Source organism: Myxococcus sp. NMCA1 (genome assembly GCF_026810205.1).
In the GTDB taxonomy this organism is placed as follows: domain Bacteria; phylum Myxococcota; class Myxococcia; order Myxococcales; family Myxococcaceae; genus Myxococcus; species Myxococcus xanthus_A.
The window spans coordinates 8,707,493-8,728,512 of the sequence record NZ_CP113950.1 but is presented as its reverse complement, the minus strand read 5'-3'; the positions used below and the strand labels follow the sequence as shown (position 1 = coordinate 8,728,512).

The following is a 21,020-nucleotide window of genomic DNA, read 5'->3' as shown; positions in this document are numbered from 1 at the left end:
CGCGGGAGAGCCGTGTGCTCCGCCCGCGTGTCAGCGGTGGGGCCACATGGCCGCATCACACGACCGTGACTCTGTACTTGTCCTTGTCCTCCGCCCGGTTGTGGGCGGTGACAGCGGCGACGATGTGGCACACCCAGCCCAGGCACCCACCCGTGCCAATCCAGAAGCCTGGGGTGATGATGAGCCAGAACAGGCCCCGGAGCAGGTCCCCGTTGTAGATCTGCCCCACGCCAGGGATGAGAAACGACAGCAGGGCTGCGATTGCGGGACGCGACATGGTTCGGGTGACCTCCTTGTCTTCCCCTACGGGCGAGTTCCGAAGCCATTGCACTTCGCCTATCGGCTCCTGGACGGTTGCCTTCCAGTCAACCTGGGGGCAGGTGCAATACCGGCGGTGCCCCGGCTAGCATGGCCTTCATGGATACCTGCCGGGTCGGCGGGCGGGTGTCGGGGGGATGGGTCATCTTCGGGCTGCTCCGAGCCAGTGCAGGTGGAGTCAACGGCCGGCATCTGATGGAGATGCTGGGCCTGGTCGTCGTGTATCTCCTCGCGGGAGGCCTGGGGCAGCAGGTGGCCACCGTGAGCAACATCAGTCCGGCCTGGCCTCCGGCGGGAGTGTCACTGGCGGCGCTGGTGGTGCTGGGGGTGTCACGCTGGCCCGGTGTCTTCGTGGGCGCGTCGGTCATGTCGGTCCTGGCGGATGTGCCTGCCGTGGCCTCGCTCGGCGTGGGCGTGGGCAACACGCTGGCGGCGGTGTTCGGCGTGGGCCTGCTGCGGCGGGTGGGGTTCGACAGGGGGCTGGAGCGGATCCGCGACGTCGTCGCGCTGTGCGCGGGAGCGGGCGCGCTGTGCCTGGGTGTGAGTGCCCTGGTGGGCGCGGCGAGCCTCGTGCTGGGCGGGCGGCTTCCGTGGACGTCCCTGGCCGCGGGCCTGCGCGTGTGGTGGGTGGGGGACTTGATGGGCGTGCTGGTAGTGGCTCCAGCGCTGATGCTGTTCAAGCGGTGGTCCTGGCCGCGACGAGGCGGCGAGGCGCTGGTGCTCGCGGGGCTCACCACGGTGCTGGGAGGCGTTATCTTCTTCGTGCCGGAGCTGCCGCACAGCGCGGCGCACGCGGCCGCCTTCCTCCTCTTCCCCATGTCCGCCTGGGCCGCGCTTCGCTTCGGTCCCCGGGGCGTGGCGGCAGCCACGCTGTGCATCGCCGCCGCTTCCATCGTGGGCACCGCGCGCGGGCACGGGCCCTTCGCCACCGATGACCTACCGCAGGACCTGCTGGTGCTGCAGCTCTTCATCGCCGCCAATGCCGTCACCGGGTTGCTGCTGGCGGCGGCGAGCACCGAGCGTCAGCGCGCCATCGGCCAGCTCCAACTGCTGGGCACCACCGTGCGGAGCGTGCACGAAGGCGTCCTCATCGCGGAGGTCCTCGCGGGAGGCGCGCTGCGCACCGTGTTCGCCAACCAGGCCCTGTGCTCGCTCCTGGGATACCGGCTGGAGGAACTGGTGGGCCAGGACCCGTGCTCGCTCTACGGCGCGCAGGAGCCGGAGTTCCGTCAGCGCACGCGGCAGTCACTGCTCGCGGGCGAGCCGGTGTTCGCGGAGGTGAAGCTGGCGCACAAGCAGGGCGACCTCGTGTGGAGCGAGGTGCTGCTGTCCCCGGTGCGCGCCACGGGCGAGGACATCACCCACTTCGTGGCCACCCACCGCGACATCTCCGCGACCAAGGAGCTCCAGGCCCGCCTGGTGGCGGCCGAACGTGTGGCCGCGGTGGGGACGCTCGCGGCCGGGGTGGGGCACGAAATCAACAACCCGCTGGCCTACCTGGTGCTGAACCTGGAGGCCGCCGAGCGCGGATTGAGCCAGGGCGGCATGTCGGGCATGCGCGACGCGATGGCCAACGTGCGGGGCGCGTTGGAAGGCGCCGAGCGCATCCGCCTCATCGTCCGGGACCTCCAGGTGTTCAGCCGCCAGGGGAACCAGGACCCGGGGCTGGTGGACCTCAACGCGCTGGTGCCGCCCGCGGTGCGCATCATCAGCCACGCGCTCCGCCACCGCGCCCGGTTGGTGGAGGAGTTCGGTCCGGTGCCGCGCGTGTCGGGCAGCGAGGCCCGTTTGGGGCAGGTGCTGCTCAACCTGCTGGTGAACGCGATGCAGGCCATCCCGGAGGGCAACCCGTCCATGAACGAGGTGCGCGTGCGCACCAGCACGGATGCCTCCGGCCGGGCCCGCGTGGACGTGGTGGACAGCGGCGCGGGGATTCCCGCGCACGTGCTGCCGCGCATCTTCGAGGCCTTCTACACGACCAAGTCCAGCGGCGAGGGCACGGGGCTGGGGCTCGCCATCTGCCAGCAGATTGTCCGCGCGCACGGGGGCGAGCTGGAGGTCCGCAGCGAGCCGGGCCGGGGCTCCGTCTTCAGCGTGCTGTTGCCGCCCGCGCGCCTGCAGGCGTCCACGCCGCCGCGGCCGTTGCCACGCGTCAGTCTGCCTCCGCCGTCCGCGGCCCGGCGGGGCCGGGTGCTGGTGGTGGATGATGAGCCGCGCCTCGCGCAGTCCATGCGGCTGCTGCTGGAGCCCTTCCACGACGTCGTCACCACCACGCGGGGCAGCGAGGCGCTGGCGCTGGTGGACGCGGGCCACCGCTTCGACGTCATCCTGTGTGACTTGCAGATGCCGGAGACGGACGGCGCCGCCGTCTACCAGCACCTGTGCGCCCACGCGCCGGACCAGGCCGCGCGGGTGGTGTTCATCTCCGGCGGTGCCTATACGCCGGAGTCCCGCGCGTTCATCGACACCGTGCCCACCCGCGTCTTGGAGAAGCCCGTGCGGCCGGACCTGCTCATGGGCACGGTGGCCACGGCCCTGGCGGCAGTGGACGCAATGGGGCCGGAGCCGCGCGTGGATGAGGCGTCGCCCGTGGCGGCCGTTGGCGGCGTGCGGCACTGAGGCATGCGCGCGCTCCGGGCCGCGTGCTCACGTCGTGGCACCCACCCGCGATAGCGCGTCCCGGATGGCGGCGCACAGCGCGGCCCGCTCCGTGAAGAGCGCGGTGACGTGCCCGGCGTCCACCCAGCGCAGCTCGCTTCGGGGCCAGTGCGCGTGCAGCGCGAGCGTTTCATCACCGGGCACGAACCCGTCACGTCGGCAGGCCACCAGCACGGCCGCTTCGGGCTGCCGCGGAGGCGGGAAGCGCGTGAGGTTCGCCAGGTCGAAAATCCGTCCCAGCCGACTCCGGGCCTGCTCCGCGTCGCGCCGGGGGCCATCCAGCAATGCAAAGGCAATGGACCAGGACAGCAGCCCCTGCGTGAAGACGGGAACAGGAGACGCTCCAGCCGCGAGCGCCGCCACGGCGAGCGGCTCCGGGACGACAGCCGCCGTCAGTGCCGCCATGTAGCCGCCCATGCTGTAGCCCGCCACGCCCAGACGCGCATGGCCCTCGCTCCGCAGCCACGCGAGCAGCGCGCGGGCCTCGTCGACCATGCCCAGGTTCATCAAGACGTGGTCGCTGACGGTGCGCAGCGCGCCGCCCTTCTGCCCCACGGGGCGGCGCAGGCCGTAATAGGGGTTCTCCAGCAGGAATAGGTCGATGCCTTCCCGCGCGAGCGGCGCGTACATGCGCTCTCGCAGGGAGAAGCCCTCCTCACGGGACGCAGCGAGCACGACGCAGGCGCCGCGTGAGGGCCCTTGCCCCGCGCTCAGCCACCGGACATGGGCCGTGCGCGCTGCTGCGTCGAGCCGGGCCAGCGGAGACGGGAAGGTGCCATCCCGGACCTGGAGACCGCGCTGGAGCCGGGGCGCGCTCCACTCGGGCGCGATGGGCGGAGGCCGCTGCTGGAACGGCGCGGCCGCCGCGACCTCTTCGAGGAACTGCTCATCACCCCAGCCCTGGGAGAAGAGCCGGGCGCGGCGGGACAGGCCCGCGAAGAGGACGTCCACCGGATGGGTTCGCAGCACCCGCGCCATCCTATGCCCCCGCCCTTGACGCCGCGACCATTTTAATCAAATGATTAAATCAATGGATTCATTCAAGGGGTTGTTCCAGTCGCTGCCCCGGGTGGGAGCCTGGTTCCGCCAGGGGGACATCCAGCCCGAGGAAGTCCAGGTGTTCTGGCGGCACATGCAGCGGTGCTTCCCCACGGACGCGGTGTGCAGTCACGCGAGCCCCGCGCGGCTCTTTCCTCGCGCTGGCGTGGCCCCGGGGCATTGTCTCCACCTGCCTTTCGAGGTGGGCGTGCCCCGGGCCGGGTGGGACTTGTGGCGTCAGGTGGTCGCGTGCACGCACGCGGTCCAGCACGCGCTCCAGTTCGAAGAGGACGGTTTGGAGGGGTCCCTCGCTTCTTCCGCCGCGCGTGCCCGGAGTGAGACGGAAGCGCTGCTGTGTGACCTGGAGTTGCACTTCTGGCGCCACGGCACCACGCCGCCGCTTGGGAGTCTGGCCTGGCGGCTGCGCGCGCAGGGCTGTCACGCGGAGGACATCGCGGGGGCGGGGCATGTCCTCGCTTTGTCCGCCGCGTCCATCCGGCAGGGGGCCGTGGAGAACGAGGCCTCGCATGTGGCCCTCCAGTGGTTGGAAGCGCACGTGCCCCATTTGCGGTGGGACCGGGCGTATCATTCCCGGGCTCGTTAGGAATGCGGCTGGGGGGAGCCGGGCTTATCACTGCAAGGTGCCCCCCATGACCGCTCAAGAACGCATCGAGCGTGCCGCCAGCGCGCTGAAGGTCTTCCCCCTCCCGTCGGCGGTGCTGTTCCCGCACACCGTCATTCCGCTGCACATCTTCGAGCCGCGCTACCGGGCCCTTGTCCGGGACGCGCTCGCGGGCGACCGCGTCCTGGCGCTGTCCCAGCTCGAGCCCGGTTGGGAAGGCAACTATGGGGGCCGTCCGCCCATGCTGCCCATGATGTGCGCGGGCGTCATCGTCTGGGACGAACAGGTGGAGGAGGGGCGCTACAACATCCTCCTCCAGGGCGTGAGCCGCATCCGCATGACGTCCGAGCTGACGACGGAGAAGGCCTACCGGGAGGTGCTCGCGGAGGTGCTGCCGGACGTGCCCTACGAGGGCCCTGAGGAGGAGCAGCTGCGGCAGGCCGTCTTCGAGCTGGCCGGCCGCGTCCCGCCGTCCTTCGCGGAGAACCTGCTGCCGGTGGCCGCGCGGGCCCAGGGGGGCATGCTCGCGGACGTGGTGGCCTCCGCCGTCATCCCGGAGCCGGAGCGGCGGCAGGAGCTGCTGGCGGAGCTGGACGTGCGCAAGCGCCTGGAAGGCGTGCTGGAGGACGTGGGGGCGCTCATCGGCAGGCTCCAGCCCCTGCGGCCCACCGGCCCCTTGAACTGAGCGGGTTGCGCTTGCCTTGTCCGGCGGGCCGCGCATTGCTGCGCGCCAGACGCGTCATCGAAAGGGACGGGAGCAACCATGCGGCTCGTGAAGCTCGGGCTTGCCAGTGTGAACACCACCGTGGGGTCCTTCACCCGGAACACGGACAAGGCGCTGGCGTTGGCGGGGAAGATGGCGGCGGAGGGCGTCACGCTGGGCGTCTTCCAGGAGCAGCTCATCGCCGGCTACCCGGCCGAGGACATGGTGCAGTGGCAGGGCTTCATGGACCGCCAGTGGCCGGAGCTGGAGCGCTTCGCGCGTGAGACGGCGCCCTTGCCCACCGTCTTCGTGGTGGGCGTGGGCGTGGCCCACCAGGGCCTGCGCCTCAACTGCGCGGCGGTGGTGGCCGGTGGCCGCATCCTGGGCCTGGTCCCCAAGGAGAAGCTGCCCACCTACAGCGTCTTCTACGAGGCGCGCACCTTCGGCCGCGGTCAGCCGGGCATGGCGGAGGTCCACCGGGGCGTGCCGTTGGGGGACTACCTGTTCCGCTTCGACTTCGGCGTGGTGTCCCCGGAGGTGTGTGAGGACATCTGGAGCGCGGACGGCCCCATGCGGCGGCGCACGTACTCCGGCGCGGAGCTGGTGGTGAACCTGTCCGCGTCGCCCTTCCGGCTGGGCTTCGTGGAGACGCGGCGCGAGCTCATCGCCACGCGCGCGGCGGACCATCAGTGCACCATTGCCTACAGCAACGCGGTGGGCAGCAACGACGGCCTCATCTTCGACGGCGGCGGCTTCCTCAACCAGAACGGCCGCCACGTCATGGAGACGCCGCGCTTCCAGGAAGGCTACGCGGCGGCGGTGGTGGACCTGGACCGCACCCTGCGCCTGCGCGCCGAGGCCACCACCTGGCGCGTGGACCGCGAGTCATGGCTGGCGCAAGGCGGCCAGGCGGTGCCGGTGCTGGACTGCACCCAGGTGGTGCACACGAAGCGCGACGCGCTGACGTACCCGGTGCCTCCCCACCGCAGCTTCTTCCTGCCGTCCCCGGACACGCGCCGCACCGCGCGGGATGCGCTGTGCGAGGACATCCTGGACGCGCTCTCCCTGGGCGTGGGCGACTACTTCGAGAAGACGCGCGCCTTCAAGGTGCTGGGCATCGCGCTGTCGGGCGGACGGGACTCGCTGCTGACGCTGCTCATCGCGCACCGGTACGCGAAGCGCGCGCGGCCGGAGAACCCCGGCTCGCTCATCCAGGCGTTCTACATGCCCAGCCGTTACTCCAGCGACGCCACGCGCGACGCGGCGGAGACGATTGCGCGCGAGCTGGGCGTGGCCTTCCAGGTGGTGTCCATCGACGAGGCCTTCGAGCGCGAGCGCGCCGTCGCGAAGACGATGCTGGGCGGCAAGGACGTCACGCCGATTACCGAGCAGAACATCCAGGCCCGCCTGCGCGCCCAGCGCATGTGGAACTGGAGCAACTCCTGCGGCGGACTCTTCCTGCAGACGGGCAACATGAGCGAGAAGTCCGTGGGCTACACCACCATCGGGGGTGACCTCATGGGCGCGCTGGCCGTCATCGCCAACGTCCCGAAGACGGTGGTGATGTACCTGCTCGACTACCTCCAGGACACCACGGGCTACGAGGGCATTCGCAAGGTGCTCGCCAAGCCCGCGGGGCCGGAGCTGGCGCATGACCAGGTGGGCGAAGAGGAGTTGATGCCCTTCCCCATCCTCGACGCCTGCTTCTACCTGTACGGCAGTGAGAAGCTGACGCCCGCCGAAATCCTCCAGGCGCTCACCGCCATGTTCCCGGAGGTGCCGTCATCCCGGCTGAGCGGCTACGTGGAGAAGTTCGTCCGCCTCTTCCAGCAGTCCATCTACAAGTGGGTGCAGTCACCGCTGTCGCTCCACATCGGCAACCTGGACCTGGACCGGGAGCGCGCGTTGCAACTGCCCGTCGTCACCGGCACGGAGTGGATGCGGCAGGGGTAGCACGCTGCCATCCGCTGCCCGCATCGCGCAGGTGTGGGCAGTCCTCCACGCCCGGTGGCCTGCTCCCCGGGCAATTACCCCCAGGTGTGAGTGCCGTCGCCGCGCCTTGCCGGACGTCGCGCGGGAAACAACCTTCATGTCTGCCACTCGACGACGGAGGCATGGATGAAAGCGAAGATTCTGGCGGGCGCCGTTGCGGCGCTCATGTACGGAGGCGTTGCTGTTGCCGATGACGGCGACTGCCCGCCACCGCAGGCCAGCACCAGCCAGAGCCAGCAGGGCGCGATGGTTGCCCAGGCACAGCAGGAAGACCTGGGCGGTGATGACCTGCTGCAGGAGGACGACACCATCATCCTGGAGACGGAGCCTGTTCCCGACGTCTCCGGTCAGCAGTCGCAGGACAGCATGGGCATCGGCGGCAGCGGCCAGCAGCCCTCGAACGCGCAGGGCGAGGTCTACATGAACGTGCCCGTCCGCTGCGAGCCGGTGGGCCAGCAGGGCACGGGCGGCAGCGGCCAGGGGGCCATGACGCCGCCTCCCGCCGCGCCCCAGGGCACGCATGACAGCGAGCAGCTCGTGGTGCCGCCGGCGCCGCCGTTGGGCACGGGCGGCAGCGGGCAGCCTTCCTCGGAGCCTGTCTACCCGGAGCCGGAGTCCGCGTACCCGCCTCCGGAGTCCGCCACGGGCGGTAGCGGCATCGCCACGACGCCGCCTCCCTCCAACTTCCAGCCGTCGGCCGAGCGCGCCGAGCCGATGAAGGCGGAGAAGCGCGAGGAAAAGAACAAGATGAAAGGCCTCTCGGTGATGCTGGGCGGTGGTGTGGAGGGCTACACCGGCGCGCTGGCTCCGCAGCTCAGCCCCGGTGCCACCGCGGGCGTGCGTGCCGCCATCAAGCCGTCCAAGGTGCTGGGCCTCGAGCTGGGCTACACGGGCGCGCTGAACAACATCCGCCACGCGGAGACGGGCGCGAGCGGACCGGACCTCGTGCGTAACGGTGGTCAGGCCGTCCTGACGCTGGGCATCGCGCCCACGGCGTGGCAGCCGTACCTGCTGGGCGGCATCGGTATCAACGACTACAACTTCCGGGGCGGTGAGTCCCTGGGGTACCGCGATGACACCGTGGGCAACGTGCCCGCGGGCTTGGGTCTGCGAGGCCACGTCGGCCACTTCGTCGTGGACGCGCGCGCCAACTACAACTTCCTCTTCGACAAGGACTTCGCCCCGGGCATCGATCGCGGCGGCGGTGACTTCGAGGGAGGCGGCAGCTACCAGGGCACGGTCAGCGTCGGCGGTACCTTCTGACGCGAGGACGAAGCCCCAGGTGGTTTGAGCAGGAATCGGTGGCGCGGTGCCCGGTAGCCAACGGGCCCGCGCCGCTGTGTTTTCCAGGGGGGCACGGGCGCCGAGGTCGCGCTAAGGTGCCGTCCTTTCACGCGGTCAGAGGAGCGTTGGATGGGTTTGAATGTGGAAGACGTGAAGGTGGGCACCGGCACGGAGGCGACGGCCGGCAAGTCCGTCACCGTGCACTACGTGGGGACGCTGACCAGCGGCTCCAAGTTCGATAGCAGCCGGGACCGGGGCCAGGGCTTCACGTTCCGCCTGGGCGCCGGGCAGGTCATCGAGGGTTGGGACAAGGGCGTGGCCGGCATGAAGGTGGGCGGCGTGCGCAAGCTCACCATCCCGCCGGAGATGGGATATGGCGCGCGAGGGTTCCCGCCCGTTATTCCCCCCAACTCCACCCTGCTTTTCGAGGTGGAGCTCCTGGACGTCCGTTGAAAGCGAGGACCTGATGGCGGCGGTCGAAATCACCAAGGACAACTTCAAGGAGACGGTGTCCAAAGAGGGCATCGTCATCCTGGACTGGTGGGCGTCGTGGTGCGGCCCCTGCCGTGCCTTCGCACCCATCTTCGAGCAGACCTCGAACAAACATCCGGACATTGTCTTCGGGAAGATTGATACGGATGCCCAGCAGGAGCTGTCCGGGGCGTTCGAGATTCGCTCCATCCCCACGCTCATGGTGTTTCGTGACGGGATTCTCCTGTTCGAGCAGCCGGGGGCGCTGCCGGCCGCCGCGCTGGAGGACCTGCTCAAGCAGGTGAAGGCCCTGGACATGGAGCAGGTCCGCAAGGAAGTCATCGCCAAGCGCGGTGAGCCGCCGCAGGCCTGACGGCTGCCGCCAGGTACCGGGTGGGGGGCCGGTGGCATGTCCGCCGCCGGCCACCCGCTGCGTTTCAGGGCCCGTGTACCTGGGGTGCTGGAACGTGAGGGCCCCGGGGTGTGTTGTCGGAGCGTGGCTCGCATCGGTCAGGCCCGGATGGGTCGGCCAGCGAGTCCGCGTATTCCCACCGCACACCTGGATTCGATGCCGCATTCCGTTATTCGAGACCCACCGGGTGAGGACACGCCGCGCGCGCGCGTCCTCCTGGTAGACGACACGCCCGCCAACCTGCTGGCCCTGGAAGCCATCCTGGAGCCGCTCGGTCAGGAGCTGGTGCTGGCCCGGTCCGGCGAGGAGGCGCTTCGCGAGCTGCTGCGCGGAGAGTTCGCCTGCATCCTCATGGACGTGCAGATGACGGGGCTGAATGGGTTTGAGACGGCGCACCTCATCCGGGCGCGCGAGCGGACGCGCTACCTGCCCATCCTCTTCATCACCGCGCAGAGCCGCGACGCGGCCTTCGTCACCCGGGGCTATGCCCAGGGCGCGGTGGACTACCTGCTCAAGCCCGTGGACCCGGACATCCTGCGCGCCAAGGTGCGGGTCTTCGTGGCGCTGCACCTTCGCGGCGAGCAGGTGAAGCGGCAGGCGGTGGAACTCGCCGAGCGGCGCCGGTCCGAGGAAGCGGCGCAGCGGGCCTCCGAGCTGGAGCAGCAGCTCATGGGCATCGTCGGTCACGACATCCGCACGCCCCTCTCCGTCGTGCTGACGACGGCGAAGAGTCAGCTCGCCAGTGGCGCGTTGGAGCCGGCGCAGCAGAAGGCGTTCGAGCGGGTGGCGCGCAGCGGCGAGCGCATCCAGCACATCGTGGACCTGCTCACGGACTTCACCCGCTCGCGGCTGGGGGGCGGCATCCCCGTCATACCTCGGGCGGGCGACCTCAACGAGCTGTGCCGCGAGGTGGCGGACGAGCTGCAGGTGTCCCGGCCGGGCCGCATCATCCGGTGCGACTTCTCACGCGACAGCCTGCACGGCGTCTGGGACCTGGAGCGCATGGGGCAGGTGGTGGCCAACCTGCTGGACAACGCCTTGAAGTACAGCCCGGAGCCGTCCGCCGTCCGCCTCTCCACCTGGGAGAAGCCGGACGCCGTCTTCCTGGAGGTCCACAACGAGGGCGCGCCCATTCCTCGCTCGCTGCTGCCGCACCTGTTCGAGCCCTTCCAACGGGGCGCGGACTCGCGGGAGCCGGCCCGCACCAGCCTGGGCCTGGGGCTCTACATCGCCCGGGCCGTCGTGGAGGCGCACCGGGGGCGGCTGACGGTCCGTTCCTCGGAAGACGAGGGCACCACCTTCCGGCTCTGCCTGCCCCGGCGGGCGGACGCGCGGTTGCCCGCCGGCGGTGCGAGCGACGCGGGGGCTTCCCCCTCGCCCATGACGGCGTGACGCGCCGTCACTTCACCACGGTGCAGACGCCGCCGCCGTTGAGGTGGGCCTGGTCCACCACGCTCTGGGTGATGAACTCCTGGAGCGTGCGCACGTCGAACGCGCCAGGCTGGTAGATGACGGGCTGGCCCTGGGCGTCGCGCAGCTCGTTGCCGTCGCGGCCCCGGAGGTCGGTGAGCTCCTGCGTGGCGAGCCCCCCGGGGGTGATGACGTTGTCCTCGCCCGCGGTGGCGGCGATGGCCTCGAAGCGCAGCTGCACGCCCCGGTGCGTGCCCAGCCGGTCGTAGAACATGTGCTCGGCGTGGATGGTGACCTCGGGCCGGGCCACGGAGCCCTCGGGGACGATGATGCCCTGCGTTCCGTCCGCGCCGTTGATGCAGTTGTTCATCAGCGCGTTGACAGGGAAGCCCATTCGGAAGCGCAGCACGGGCTCGTTCTGCTTCGTCGCGTGGCCTTCCACGAAGTAGCTGAAGCCGCGCTCGCGCATCATCGCGAGGTCCTCCGCGGAGACCTGCCCGTCCGCCAGCTCGGTGCGCGCTTCGGGCGGGCTCACCCGGAAGCCCACGTCCCAGCGGCCCGCCGGAACCCCCGTCAAATCCACCAGGGGGAGGTCGCCCTTCTGCACGTCCACCAGCACGTGGCGGCTGCTGCTGTGGGTTTCGCCAGAAGCGGAGGTGAGGGTGACGTCGCCTAGCGACACCAGGTAGCGGGTGAACTGGATGGACCAGCCATCCTGGAAGAGCGTGTCCGGGAGTCCACGCTGCGTGCCGTCACCCCCACTCATCGTGACCTGGACGTCGCCCGTGGCCACGTTGTCACAGGCCGTGCCCGCCAGGCCCCACACCCCCAGGGCCGCGCACCACCACTTCCGGGACTGCCGCCGCTTCGCGTTCATGCAATAAATAGTTAATTGCAACATGGTTGCGAGTCAATCTGGGTGTGGTGTATCTGGGGTGTGGATGCAACCCGGATGCATGAATTCCGCTCCAGGGCGGGTCGCTCCGGAACCTAGTGAGGTCATCACCCGTGTGGATTCCGACTCTGGTGCTCTGCGTGCTGAGCGCCACGGGCGAGTTGCCTGTGACTCCACCCGTTCCGCTGGATGCGCCTGGGCCCGTGCTGCCCACGGAGGTGCCTCCGCCCGAGGTGCCCGCCACCGTCCTGTTGCGGCTCACCATCGACCGCGCGGGCGAGGTGTCCCAGGTGGAGGTGCGGCAGTCCGCGGGCGTGGCGTTTGATCGCGCCGCGATGGGTGCCGCGCTGCGCTGGCGGTTCCAGCCGGCACGGCGTGGCGAGGAGGCCATCGACGTGCGGGTGGATGTGCCCGTCACCTTCGAGCCGCCGGTACATGGCCACCACATCGAGCCCGTGGCGCCGCAGCCACCATCCTTCTCCACCACGGTCCGTGGCGCCTCCCAGGCACCGCCGCCGGTCGCCGTGGGCGACTTCCACATTCCGGTGGGACAGCTCGCGGACGTGCCGCGCCGCTCCGCGTCTGACCTGATGTTGCTGGCGCCCGGCGTCATGCTGGCCAACCACGGCGGCGAGGGCCACGCGGAGAGCATCTACATCCGAGGCTTCGACGCGGGAGAGGGCAAGGACGTGGAGTTGCGGCTCAACGGCGTTCCCCTCAACGAGGTGTCCCACGCGCACGGCCACGGCTACGCGGACACGTACTTCATCATCCCGGAGTTGGTGGAGTCCCTGCGCGTCACCGAAGGGCCCTATGACCCAGTCCAAGGCGACTTCGGCGTGGCGGGCACGGTGGAGTACCAGCTCGGGCTGGCGCGGCGTGGCCTGACCGCGTCCCTCTCCACGGGCAGTTACGCCGCGCGGCGGCTGTCCCTGCTCTGGGGGCCGCCGGAGGCCAGTGAAGCCACCTTCGTGGGACTGCTGCTGCGTCAGGGACACGGCTTCGGCCCCAACCGCTCCTACGCCAACGCGGGCATCATGGCGCAGGTGGAGCTACGCGTCGGCGACGAGTCACGGCTGCGCCTGTTCGGCACCAGCTATGGCTCGCGCTTCGCATCGCCGGGCGTGGTGCGGGAGACGGACGTGGTGGACTCCCGGATGCCATGCGCTCCAGATTCGGACTCGCAGTTCTTCTGCTCCTACGACCCCAACCAGGGCGGCGCGGGACAGCGCCACATCCTCTCCGCTGAACTCCAGTCGCGGCTGAAGCGCGGCGGGCGCTTCGTCCAGCAGGGCTACGTCATCCTGAGGCAGACGCGCATCCGCGACAACTTCACGGGCTTCCTGCTGGACACCACCCCGCCGGACGGAGAGCGCCAGCGCGGTGACAACACGGAAGGGTACTACCGCGGCTCCACCATGGGCCTGCGAGGCCGCTACACGCCGGGGCTCACGCTGCTGGGACAGCCGCAGCCGCTGGAGCTCGGCTACGTGGCCCGCTACGACGACGTGCGCACGCGCTCGCGCCGGCTGAGGGCCAGCGGCGGCGTGCCCTACGCCACCGTCTTCGACAACCAGGTCCGCACCACGAACCTGGGAGCCTACGCCTCGTTGCGAGTCGCCCCCTTGTCGTGGCTCACCCTGCGCGGCGGCATGCGCCTGGACACCTTCCTCTTCGGCGTGGACGACCACAACCGGCCCACCGAGGACCGCGATGGTCCCCGCCTCCCCGACGAGTCCCTGGAGGCCTACGGCTTCTTCGCCAGCCCGCGCGCCTCCGCCGAGATTCGTCTGACGCCCCGGCTCACCTGGCTCACCAGCGCGGGCCTGGGCGCGCGCTCCAGCGACGCCGCCGCGCTGTCCGACGCGGAGCTGGCGCCCTACGCCCGCGTGGCCTCGGGCGAGACCGGACTGGGCTGGCGGCTGGACGGGCCGCTGGCGCTGGAGGCACGCGGCGCCTTCTTCGCCACGCGCGTGTCGCAGGACTTCGTGTTCGACGAGACGGTGGGCCGCAACCAGCCCGTGGGCGCCTCGCAGCGGTTGGGCGCCTTCGTCAGCGCGCGCGGGACGTTGCAGGACAGGGTGGACATCCAGGCCTCGCTGGCCTGGGCGCGCGCCACGCTGCCGGTGCCCGGGGCCTCGGCATGGAAGCTGTGGGACGGGACGGTGATGCCCTACATCCCGGAGCTGCTGGGCCGCGTGGATGCGTCGCTGCGAGGCACCACCCGAGTCGCGGGTCAGCAGGTGGACTGGAACGTGGCCCTGGGACACAGCGCCATCGGCCCCCGGCCACTGCCGTTGGATCGCTACAGCGCGCCCATCTTCCTGTTCGACGTGGGCACGCGGGCCCGGTGGAAGGCGGTGGAGGTGGGCCTGTCGGTGGAGAACCTGCTCGACACGCGCTGGCGCGAGTCGGAGTTCAACTACGTGTCCAACTTCCGCGGTCCGGATGCGCCCCCATCGCTGATGGCCACCCGTCACTTCACCGCGGGCGCGTCCCGCACTTTCATGGGCACGCTCACCCTGCACCTGGACCTTCAGGAGGTCTCGCCATGACGTCCCCGCTGCACACCACCCGCCGCGCCTTCACGTGGATGTTGGGCACCGCGCTCGTGGGAAGCGCGTCCGCGTGTGGCCTCTCCGGCACGGGAGGCCGCGGCGTCACGTTCCGCATGGGCCTGCGCACCGCGAAGGCGCCCGGGGAGGAGTCGCTCGGCGAGTTCTCCACCGACACGGGTTGGCGCATCCGCCTGTCGTCCGGGGTGATGGTGCTGGGCCCCATCTACATCTTCGAGAATGCCTCGCCGATGGAGCCCACGGCCTCGGCGCCGCGCGTCCTGCAACGGCTGGGACAGTGGTTGCTGCCCACCGCGCACGCCCACGACGGGCACTTCTTCTCCGGCGGCACGGTGCTGGGCGAGTGGGACCGCGAGGTGGTGTTCGACCTGCTGGAGGAGGCGGGCGAAGTGCGGGAGTTGGGGCGCTCGCCGGGCATCGCCGGGCTGGCGCGCTCCTTCTCGCTGCTGCTCCAGCCGCCGTCCCGAGCCCTGGGCGCGGAGGGGGCGGCGCTGGGAGGCCGGTCGATGATTCTGGAAGGAACCGCGTCCCGGCAGGAGACGCACGTCCCGTTCCGGGTGGCCCTGGACTTCCCGCCGCCCGTCGAGCTGCAGCGCGTGGACTTCGTGCCCATCGCGGTGGAGCTCGACGACGGCGGCCGCTTCGTCGTGGAGGTGCAGCCCCACCGCTGGTTCCAGGGCGCGCACTTCGAACGCGTGACGGTGCCCGCGGGCGGCGAGGTGGTGGACCTGACGCCCGACACGCAGGTGTACCGGGCGCTGACGCTCAACGTGCGCCGCTACACGGCCTTCGCCGGGACGTGGGAGCCCGCCTGACGCGCGTTCAGCGCGAGCCCTGCGGCACGGGCGTGGCGCCCTGACCTGCGCCGCGCACCACCACCAGCCAGACGAGCGACACGCCCATCCACGCCGCGCACAGCGCGGTCCAGCTCTGCGGCGCGGAGGCTTGCACCAGCCACCACGTCACCGCCGCCCCCATGGCGAGCACCCGCCCCAGCTCCAGCGGCAGGCTCCAGCGCCGTGACTCCAGCATCCCGCTCCACGCGGTGGCCATGGCCCAGAAGAGCAGGCTGAGCACCAGCTTCTGCCAGCCGGACAGCGGCGAGGCGTGGTGGCTCACCAGCAGCATGAAGGGCATCGCCGCCAGCAACTGGAACACGAGGTAGCCCCGGACGCCGGGCAGCTCGGTGGATTGGAACTTCAGCTCCACGCCGTCCTTCTGCCAGCCCAAGGACGGGCGCGGCGGCAGGTCCGCGGGCCGCCAGCCGGTGGGCATCACCCAGATGCGCAGCCGGTCCCAGTGGCTCTTGGTGGCCACCGCGTCGCTGACCAGCTTCCCCCACGCCTGGAAGTTGATGACGGTGGGGTCCCAGGTGTTGGGCGGGGAGGTGAGGCCGTAGGAGCACGCCTCCTTCTCCTCCTCGAAGGTGCCGAACAGCTTGTCCCAGATGATGAGGAAGCCCGCGTAGTTCTTGTCGATGTAGAGGTCGTTGCGCGCGTGGTGGACGCGGTGGTGTGACGGCGTGTTGAGCCAGGACTCAATCCACCGGGGCATCTTCGGGATGACGCGCGTGTGGGGGATGAACTGGAGCACCAGGTGGAAGGCCACCATGGCCAGCACGGCCTCGGGCGGGAAGCCCACCAGCACCAACGGCCAGTAGAAGAGGAACGAGAAGAGGCGCTGCGTCACGCTCGCGCGCAGGGCCACCGCGTAGTTGAGTTCCTCGGTGGAGTGGTGCGGCGAATGGGCGGCCCAGCCGATGTTGGTGCGGTGGCCAAAGCGATGGAACCAGTAGAAGAGGAAGTCCACGCCCAGGAAGAGGGCCACCAGCTCCAGCGGCGATGACGCACCCAGCTGCCAGGGCGCGAACTGTCCCAGCTGGATGAAGAGCGGGAGCACCAGCAGCGCCACCGCTACGTTGACGCACTGGTTGAGCACCGCGGTGCCCATGCTCGCGATGGAGTCCTGGAAGGCGTAGTACCCGTTGCGCCGGATGACGCAGTAGGCGAATTCCCCCAGCGCCAGGACGATGACGAAGGGCGTGGCCACGGCGTAGACGTTGATGCTCATGCCGCCGGTGTATGGCGCCCGGAGGAAGGCCGCCTTAACCTGGGTTAAGCCCAGGTGCCTTCCGCTTGAGATACCCGAAGTTCTTCGAGCACATCGCCGCGCTCGCGCCGCTTCCCGCCAGCGAATGGCTGAAGGCGGAAGCGCTGGCGCGGGAGCAATCGCTGGACAAGCGGGCGCTCTTCCTGCGGCCGGGCGATTCCGCGGACCGCTTCGGGCTGGTGCTCCAGGGCGTCTTCCGCGCGGTGCGCGTCTCCGCTCGGGGCGAGGAGTCCATCAAGGCCTTCCGAGCCGAGGGTGAGTTCATTGGCGCCTACGCGGAGATGTTGCAGGGCCAACCCTCCATGACGGCCATCGAGGCGCTGGAGCCGGGCCGCGTGCTGGCATTCCAGGCGCAGGACCTCCAAGCGCTGGAGGCCGGCCATCCCTGCTGGGCCCAGCTTGCCCGGCGGGTGGCAGAGCGGCACTACATCCTGAAGGAGCGCCGCGAGCAGGAGTTCCTCGACCTGTCCGCGGAGGAGCGCCTGGAGCGCTTCTGGCAGGAACATTCCCACCTGCACGGGCGTGTCCCTCAGCGGGACGTCGCGGCCTACCTGGGCATCACCGAGGTGGCTTTGAGCCGCATCGTGTCACGCCGCCGCAAGCGGGCGGAGTGAGCGCGGCGGCGCGGTCCATGGTTTCATCGAACGCCGACCCGCCATGTCCTCACTCCCAGCCTCGCAGGACCTTCCGCAGCGGCCGTTGACCCGTGAAGACGCCCGGACGCTCACGCTGGCGGCGCTGGGGGGCGCGCTGGAGTTCTACGACTTCATCATCTTCGTCTTCTTCACCAAGGTCATCGGCGAGCTCTTCTTCCCGCCTGATACGCCGGAGTGGCTGCGACAGCTGCAGGCCTTCGGACTGTTCGCCGCGGGCTACCTGGCGCGCCCGCTGGGCGGCATCGTCATGGCCCACTTCGGGGACCGGGCGGGCCGCAAGCGCATGTTCACGTTGAGCGTGTTCATGATGTCGGTGCCCACGCTGTTGATTGGTCTGCTGCCCACCTATGAGACCGCGGGCTACGTGGCGCCCCTGGCGCTGCTCCTGCTGCGCGGGGTGCAGGGCGCGGCGGTGGGCGGCGAAGTCCCGGGGGCCTGGGTCTTCGTGTCGGAACACGTGCCCTCGCGCAGGGTGGGGCTGGCGTGTGGCACGCTCACCGCGGGCCTCACGTTCGGAATCCTGCTGGGCTCGCTGGTGGCCACGGCGGTGAATTCGCTGCTGGGCCCCGAGCAGGTGAATGCCTACGGCTGGCGAGCGCCCTTCGTCATCGGCGGCGTGTTCGGCTTCCTTGCAGTGTTCCTGCGCCGCTGGCTGGCGGAGACGCCCGTCTTCGAGGAGCTGCGGCGGCGCAAGGCGCTGGTGCGGGAGCTGCCGCTCAAGGCCGTGCTGCGAGGCCACGGCGGCACCGTGGTGATGTCCATGCTGCTCACCTGGGTGCTCACCGCCGGCATCGTGGTGGTCATCCTGATGACGCCCACGTTGATGCAGACCCTGCACTCAATCACCGCCACGCACGCGTTGGTGGCCAGCAGTGTGGCGACGCTGAGCCTCACGTTCGGCTGCGTGGCGTATGGCCTGCTCGCGGACCGGATGGGCGTGGGCCCGTCACTGGGGCTGGGCTGCGTGCTGATGCTCGCGGCGGCGTATGCGCTGTACCTGGGCGCGGCGGCGTCACCGGCTGCGCTGGTGCCGCTGTCGGCGCTGGCGGGCTTCTGTGTCGGCGTGGTGGGGGTGGTCCCCACCGCCATCGTGCGCGCCTTCCCCGCTCCGGTGCGCTTCTCGGGGCTCTCCTTCTCGTACAACATGGCCTACGCCGTCTTCGGTGGACTCACCCCCCTGGTCGTCACCTTGATGATGAAGGTGTCGCCCCTGGCCCCCGCGCACTACGTGGCAGCGGTGAGTGTCATGGGCGTGGGGCTCGCGCTGCACCTGCTGCGCGCGGGACGGGGCGCGGAACTGCACCCCGCCACCGAGGCCTGACTCAGTAGCGTTCGAAGACGAAGGTGAACGTCTCCTGCTCCGTCGGACCGAAGGTGAGCCGGAGGAAGCGGTCGCCGCCGGGGGCGGTGAACTTCAGCGTGTGGGTGATGGCGGGCAGACAGACGGGCCGGGCGGGCTCCAGCGCGGAGGCGACGGCGTCCTCGCCTTCCGTCGTGTCGTGCACCGCCACCGGGATGGGGTGGTTGAGGTACAGGATGACGGGCTCGTCCCGGCTCTCTCCCGAAACGACTTCCGTGTAGCCCAGGAAGGACGTGCCGCTGGTGGGGAGCGTCAGGGCGTAGAACTCGTGGGAGGTATCCGTCGCGGGGTAGATGGTGGGGGAGGCGCTCGCGGTGACGGACGCCGGGCGCTCCAGCAGTGCGTGGGCGCAGGCGTGTTCGGTGGTGCCGTCGCGCCGGCCGGTGGTGAAGTCCAGCCGTCCATCACCGAGTCCCGCATGCGACGTGTCCACCGCGTGGCCCTCCGCGCCGCGCAGCGCGCCGAGCTCCAGGGTGTACGCCGTCTCCTCCTCGAGCGGCGGCAGGTCGGATTCGGGCCGGGGGATGGCGACCGACAGCGTCAGGCCGTCCTCGGACCAGGTGCCCGTCAGCGTGCGAGCGGGATTGGCCGGAGTCGTCCGGTCGACGAGCGTGACCTCCGCCGCCGTGGTGCCCATGGGCGTGTCGAAGGTGAGCGTGACGAGCTTGCGCACCCCGGTGGTCGTCGCGTCCACCTTGAACAGCTCCACGGGCAGGACGTTCGTTGCGCCCTCCGAGGGAGTGGAACCGATGACCGCGGGGCCCTGGACCGAACCCGCGTCGGGCTGCGTGCCCGCATCCGGTTCGGTTCCCGCATCCGGCCGGGTGCCCGCGTCGGGCGACGGCGACGGGGGGACGGGGGCGTCATTGTCACAGCCGGCCAGGGCCAGCAGGGCGCACGTGGCGAGCAGAGTGGTGGTGGCGGCGGTTCGCATCGGGGGGCCTTGGTGGGAGGCGGGGAGAAGGGCCGGAGCGCCCCCCGAGGTGAGCGGGGCGCCCCGGTGGAGGGGCTGCGGTGATGCCCAGGTCACCCCGTGGGTGACGGGCTAACAGTTGAAGATGGTGGGGTTGGTGTCGTCGCAGTCGAAGCGCTGGGTGACGTAGCCCGTGGGCGCCTCACAGGCGAAGCGGTAGAGCGGGCTGTTGGCGCCGTAGCCATCTCCGTCCGCGTCCCGGTAGTAGCGGCCGCGGTTGTCATACAGGTACTCGGGCACCATGCCGACCGAGGTGGTGGGCGCGGTGATGTTCAGCTCGTAGGTGTGGCCGACCGTGAGGTCGAATACCCGGGCGTGGTGCAGCGTGCAGGTGCCCTCGGTGATGCCGTTGGTGCTGACCAGCGCGGTCAGCGTGACGTTGGGCGTGACGCTCTTGTCCACGGCGGTGATGGTGACGTTCTGCGTGGCGTAGAACGCGACGGACTCCACGGTGGAGCCCGCCGAGGCCCTGGCCACGGGGATGTACGTCACCTTGCCCGTGCCGCTGCCGGACAGCGTCACGGTGTAGTGCTTGTGCTGAGTGCTGATGTCGGGCGCCCCGGTGACGCCATTCACGTTCACGTTGTCGCCAGGGTTGGACGCGTGGGCGCACGCGTGCGTCGTCATGGCCGTGTTGTCCACGCTGGTGCAGGTGGCCTCCAGGGGTTGCTCCTGCTCCGACGTGAAGTCCTGCCCCGCATCGTCCATGGGGCCGCAGGCGGCCAGCGACAGGCCGAGGAATGCACTGAAAAGGGTCCGCTGGGTCAACTTCATGATGAGGCTTCCTTTCGTGAGCCGGGCTCCGCAAGCCGCGAGCGCCGGTAGTTGCCACTCATGACTTAATAGTATCTGTGTTGCAGTAATGCGAAAGGTCGGTTCGTCTCGGATGCGCTACTGCACGTGCTCGATGACCATGTGGAGCTCGGGCAGCGACGTGGGGCCGAGCTGGAGCGTGTACTGGACACGGTCCGTCAGTTCGTAGCCGACCATGTGCTTCAACCCGTCGCAGAAGTCTCCGGTGGCCTGGGCGCCGGCCTGGGGCACGGTGGTGCTGATGGCCGTCTCGGTGAGGGTAACGGGCACGTCCGGGCTGCTCAGGTAGACGACGAAGTTGCCGGTGGCGAAGGCCTTGTAGCTGAACGTCCCCACGTACTGGCCGTTCTCCGGGAGGAGCTTCACCGTGTAGTAGGTGTGGAAGTCGTCCACGCGGGGATGACGGGCGGTGGTGGCGTTGACGGTGACGAAGGGACCGTTCGTCACGTGCCAGCAGGCGTGCTCGCCTTCGTCACCGAAGTCGAAGCCGTCGCCTGGGACGTGGTTCGGGTCCGGCACGCAGGCCAGGCCATCATCGGCGGCCACGTAACCCTTGTTGCAGTGGCACCAGTCGCCCGTGGGCTCCCGGTGGATGTGGCCGTTGGGCTCGCAGGGGCCGCCGGGCTCGACGGGGGTGGGGTCTTCGTCACCACCACCACAGGCGACGGCCGCCGCGGCACACGCGGCCAGGAAGAGGACTCGGAGGGTCGGGCGCATGAGGTGCTTCCTA

At 70.1% G+C, this 21,020-nt stretch carries 19 protein-coding genes; 12 read left to right on the top strand and 7 right to left on the bottom strand.

Annotation, left to right across the window (positions count from 1 at the left end; genetic code table 11):
- Positions 1-55 precede the first annotated feature (55 nt).
- Entirely contained in the window at positions 56-277 is a 222-nt protein-coding gene (locus tag OZ403_RS36170; RefSeq protein ID WP_026114050.1) for a hypothetical protein, read from the bottom strand.
- 131 nt (positions 278-408) lie between these two features.
- Here OZ403_RS36170 and OZ403_RS36165 point away from each other — a divergent pair, with 131 nt between their 5' ends.
- Complete coding sequence (locus OZ403_RS36165; protein WP_268782895.1) at positions 409-2,937, top strand: MASE1 domain-containing protein; 2,529 nt, start codon at positions 409-411, stop codon at positions 2,935-2,937.
- A gap of 27 nt (positions 2,938-2,964) precedes the next feature.
- Here OZ403_RS36165 and OZ403_RS36160 read toward each other — a convergent pair whose 3' ends face one another.
- On the bottom strand, positions 2,965-3,954 hold the full coding sequence (locus tag OZ403_RS36160; protein ID WP_268782894.1) for an alpha/beta hydrolase family protein: 990 nt from the start codon (positions 3,952-3,954) through the stop codon (positions 2,965-2,967).
- A gap of 52 nt (positions 3,955-4,006) precedes the next feature.
- Here OZ403_RS36160 and OZ403_RS36155 point away from each other — a divergent pair, with 52 nt between their 5' ends.
- The 7 genes from OZ403_RS36155 (at position 4,007) to OZ403_RS36125 (ending at position 10,890) form a co-directional block, all read left to right on the top strand.
- Entirely contained in the window at positions 4,007-4,618 is a 612-nt protein-coding gene (locus tag OZ403_RS36155; protein ID WP_268782893.1) for a hypothetical protein, read from the top strand.
- A gap of 46 nt (positions 4,619-4,664) precedes the next feature.
- Positions 4,665-5,321, top strand: a complete 657-nt coding sequence (locus OZ403_RS36150; RefSeq protein WP_026114049.1) for an LON peptidase substrate-binding domain-containing protein — start codon at positions 4,665-4,667, stop codon at positions 5,319-5,321.
- Positions 5,322-5,399: 78 nt separating this feature from the next.
- Positions 5,400-7,292 (top strand): NAD(+) synthase, encoded by a 1,893-nt coding sequence (gene nadE / locus OZ403_RS36145; RefSeq protein ID WP_140795742.1) that lies wholly within the window; start codon positions 5,400-5,402, stop codon positions 7,290-7,292.
- A gap of 90 nt (positions 7,293-7,382) precedes the next feature.
- Positions 7,383-8,594 carry a hypothetical protein gene (locus OZ403_RS36140; protein ID WP_328285484.1) on the top strand — a complete coding sequence of 404 codons (1,212 nt, stop codon included), beginning with the start codon at positions 7,383-7,385 and terminating at the stop codon, positions 8,592-8,594.
- A 150-nt stretch (positions 8,595-8,744) separates the two neighbouring features.
- The gene (locus OZ403_RS36135) at positions 8,745-9,068 is read left to right on the top strand and encodes an FKBP-type peptidyl-prolyl cis-trans isomerase (RefSeq protein ID WP_011556774.1); all 324 of its coding nucleotides are present in this window, start codon (positions 8,745-8,747) and stop codon (positions 9,066-9,068) included.
- 13 nt (positions 9,069-9,081) lie between these two features.
- Positions 9,082-9,459, top strand: coding sequence for a thioredoxin (gene trxA / locus OZ403_RS36130; RefSeq protein ID WP_140795740.1), 378 nt, complete (start codon positions 9,082-9,084; stop codon positions 9,457-9,459).
- A 195-nt stretch (positions 9,460-9,654) separates the two neighbouring features.
- Positions 9,655-10,890 carry a hybrid sensor histidine kinase/response regulator gene (locus OZ403_RS36125; protein ID WP_140800251.1) on the top strand — a complete coding sequence of 412 codons (1,236 nt, stop codon included), beginning with the start codon at positions 9,655-9,657 and terminating at the stop codon, positions 10,888-10,890.
- Between the two features lie 7 nt (positions 10,891-10,897).
- Here the strand turns inward: OZ403_RS36125 and OZ403_RS36120 are convergent, their stop codons facing one another.
- Positions 10,898-11,785, bottom strand: coding sequence for a hypothetical protein (locus OZ403_RS36120; protein ID WP_418766438.1), 888 nt, complete (start codon positions 11,783-11,785; stop codon positions 10,898-10,900).
- A gap of 116 nt (positions 11,786-11,901) precedes the next feature.
- Between OZ403_RS36120 and OZ403_RS36115 the strand changes: the two genes are divergently transcribed.
- Together OZ403_RS36115 and OZ403_RS36110 are read left to right on the top strand one after the other, a co-directional pair.
- Positions 11,902-14,358: a TonB family protein gene (locus OZ403_RS36115; protein ID WP_268782891.1), complete on the top strand. Its 2,457-nt coding sequence runs from the start codon at positions 11,902-11,904 to the stop codon at positions 14,356-14,358.
- Positions 14,355-15,194: a hypothetical protein gene (locus OZ403_RS36110; protein WP_268782890.1), complete on the top strand. Its 840-nt coding sequence runs from the start codon at positions 14,355-14,357 to the stop codon at positions 15,192-15,194. The genes OZ403_RS36115 and OZ403_RS36110 overlap by 4 nt, the downstream gene beginning before the upstream one ends.
- A gap of 7 nt (positions 15,195-15,201) precedes the next feature.
- Here the strand turns inward: OZ403_RS36110 and OZ403_RS36105 are convergent, their stop codons facing one another.
- Positions 15,202-16,449: a sterol desaturase family protein gene (locus tag OZ403_RS36105; protein WP_268782889.1), complete on the bottom strand. Its 1,248-nt coding sequence runs from the start codon at positions 16,447-16,449 to the stop codon at positions 15,202-15,204.
- Positions 16,450-16,514: 65 nt separating this feature from the next.
- Between OZ403_RS36105 and OZ403_RS36100 the strand changes: the two genes are divergently transcribed.
- A complete protein-coding gene (locus tag OZ403_RS36100; protein WP_140795734.1) occupies positions 16,515-17,102 on the top strand; it encodes a Crp/Fnr family transcriptional regulator in 588 nt (195 codons plus the stop codon).
- A 43-nt stretch (positions 17,103-17,145) separates the two neighbouring features.
- Positions 17,146-18,465: an MFS transporter gene (locus tag OZ403_RS36095; RefSeq protein ID WP_268782888.1), complete on the top strand. Its 1,320-nt coding sequence runs from the start codon at positions 17,146-17,148 to the stop codon at positions 18,463-18,465.
- Position 18,466: 1 nt separating this feature from the next.
- On the opposite strand, the gene OZ403_RS36090 is transcribed toward OZ403_RS36095, so the two are convergent.
- From OZ403_RS36090 to OZ403_RS36080, 3 genes are all read right to left on the bottom strand, one after another.
- Entirely contained in the window at positions 18,467-19,438 is a 972-nt protein-coding gene (locus OZ403_RS36090) for an Ig-like domain-containing protein (protein ID WP_268782887.1), read from the bottom strand.
- A 111-nt stretch (positions 19,439-19,549) separates the two neighbouring features.
- The gene (locus tag OZ403_RS36085) at positions 19,550-20,251 is read right to left on the bottom strand and encodes a hypothetical protein (RefSeq protein WP_268782886.1); all 702 of its coding nucleotides are present in this window, start codon (positions 20,249-20,251) and stop codon (positions 19,550-19,552) included.
- Between the two features lie 117 nt (positions 20,252-20,368).
- On the bottom strand, positions 20,369-21,007 hold the full coding sequence (locus tag OZ403_RS36080) for a hypothetical protein (protein ID WP_268782885.1): 639 nt from the start codon (positions 21,005-21,007) through the stop codon (positions 20,369-20,371).
- Between the last annotated feature and the right edge of the window lie 13 nt (positions 21,008-21,020).

Coding starts and splice junctions, on each gene's coding strand:
- OZ403_RS36170 (WP_026114050.1), bottom strand. CDS start 277: ATGTCGCGTCCCGCAATCGCAGCCCTGCTGTCGTTTCTCATCCCTGGC.
- OZ403_RS36165 (WP_268782895.1), top strand. CDS start 409: ATGGCCTTCATGGATACCTGCCGGGTCGGCGGGCGGGTGTCGGGGGGA.
- OZ403_RS36160 (WP_268782894.1), bottom strand. CDS start 3,954: ATGGCGCGGGTGCTGCGAACCCATCCGGTGGACGTCCTCTTCGCGGGC.
- OZ403_RS36155 (WP_268782893.1), top strand. CDS start 4,007: ATGGATTCATTCAAGGGGTTGTTCCAGTCGCTGCCCCGGGTGGGAGCC.
- OZ403_RS36150 (WP_026114049.1), top strand. CDS start 4,665: ATGACCGCTCAAGAACGCATCGAGCGTGCCGCCAGCGCGCTGAAGGTC.
- nadE (WP_140795742.1), top strand. CDS start 5,400: ATGCGGCTCGTGAAGCTCGGGCTTGCCAGTGTGAACACCACCGTGGGG.
- OZ403_RS36135 (WP_011556774.1), top strand. CDS start 8,745: ATGGGTTTGAATGTGGAAGACGTGAAGGTGGGCACCGGCACGGAGGCG.
- trxA (WP_140795740.1), top strand. CDS start 9,082: ATGGCGGCGGTCGAAATCACCAAGGACAACTTCAAGGAGACGGTGTCC.
- OZ403_RS36125 (WP_140800251.1), top strand. CDS start 9,655: ATGCCGCATTCCGTTATTCGAGACCCACCGGGTGAGGACACGCCGCGC.
- OZ403_RS36120 (WP_418766438.1), bottom strand. CDS start 11,785: ATGAACGCGAAGCGGCGGCAGTCCCGGAAGTGGTGGTGCGCGGCCCTG.
- OZ403_RS36110 (WP_268782890.1), top strand. CDS start 14,355: ATGACGTCCCCGCTGCACACCACCCGCCGCGCCTTCACGTGGATGTTG.
- OZ403_RS36105 (WP_268782889.1), bottom strand. CDS start 16,449: ATGAGCATCAACGTCTACGCCGTGGCCACGCCCTTCGTCATCGTCCTG.
- OZ403_RS36095 (WP_268782888.1), top strand. CDS start 17,146: ATGTCCTCACTCCCAGCCTCGCAGGACCTTCCGCAGCGGCCGTTGACC.
- OZ403_RS36090 (WP_268782887.1), bottom strand. CDS start 19,438: ATGCGAACCGCCGCCACCACCACTCTGCTCGCCACGTGCGCCCTGCTG.
- OZ403_RS36085 (WP_268782886.1), bottom strand. CDS start 20,251: ATGAAGTTGACCCAGCGGACCCTTTTCAGTGCATTCCTCGGCCTGTCG.
- OZ403_RS36080 (WP_268782885.1), bottom strand. CDS start 21,007: ATGCGCCCGACCCTCCGAGTCCTCTTCCTGGCCGCGTGTGCCGCGGCG.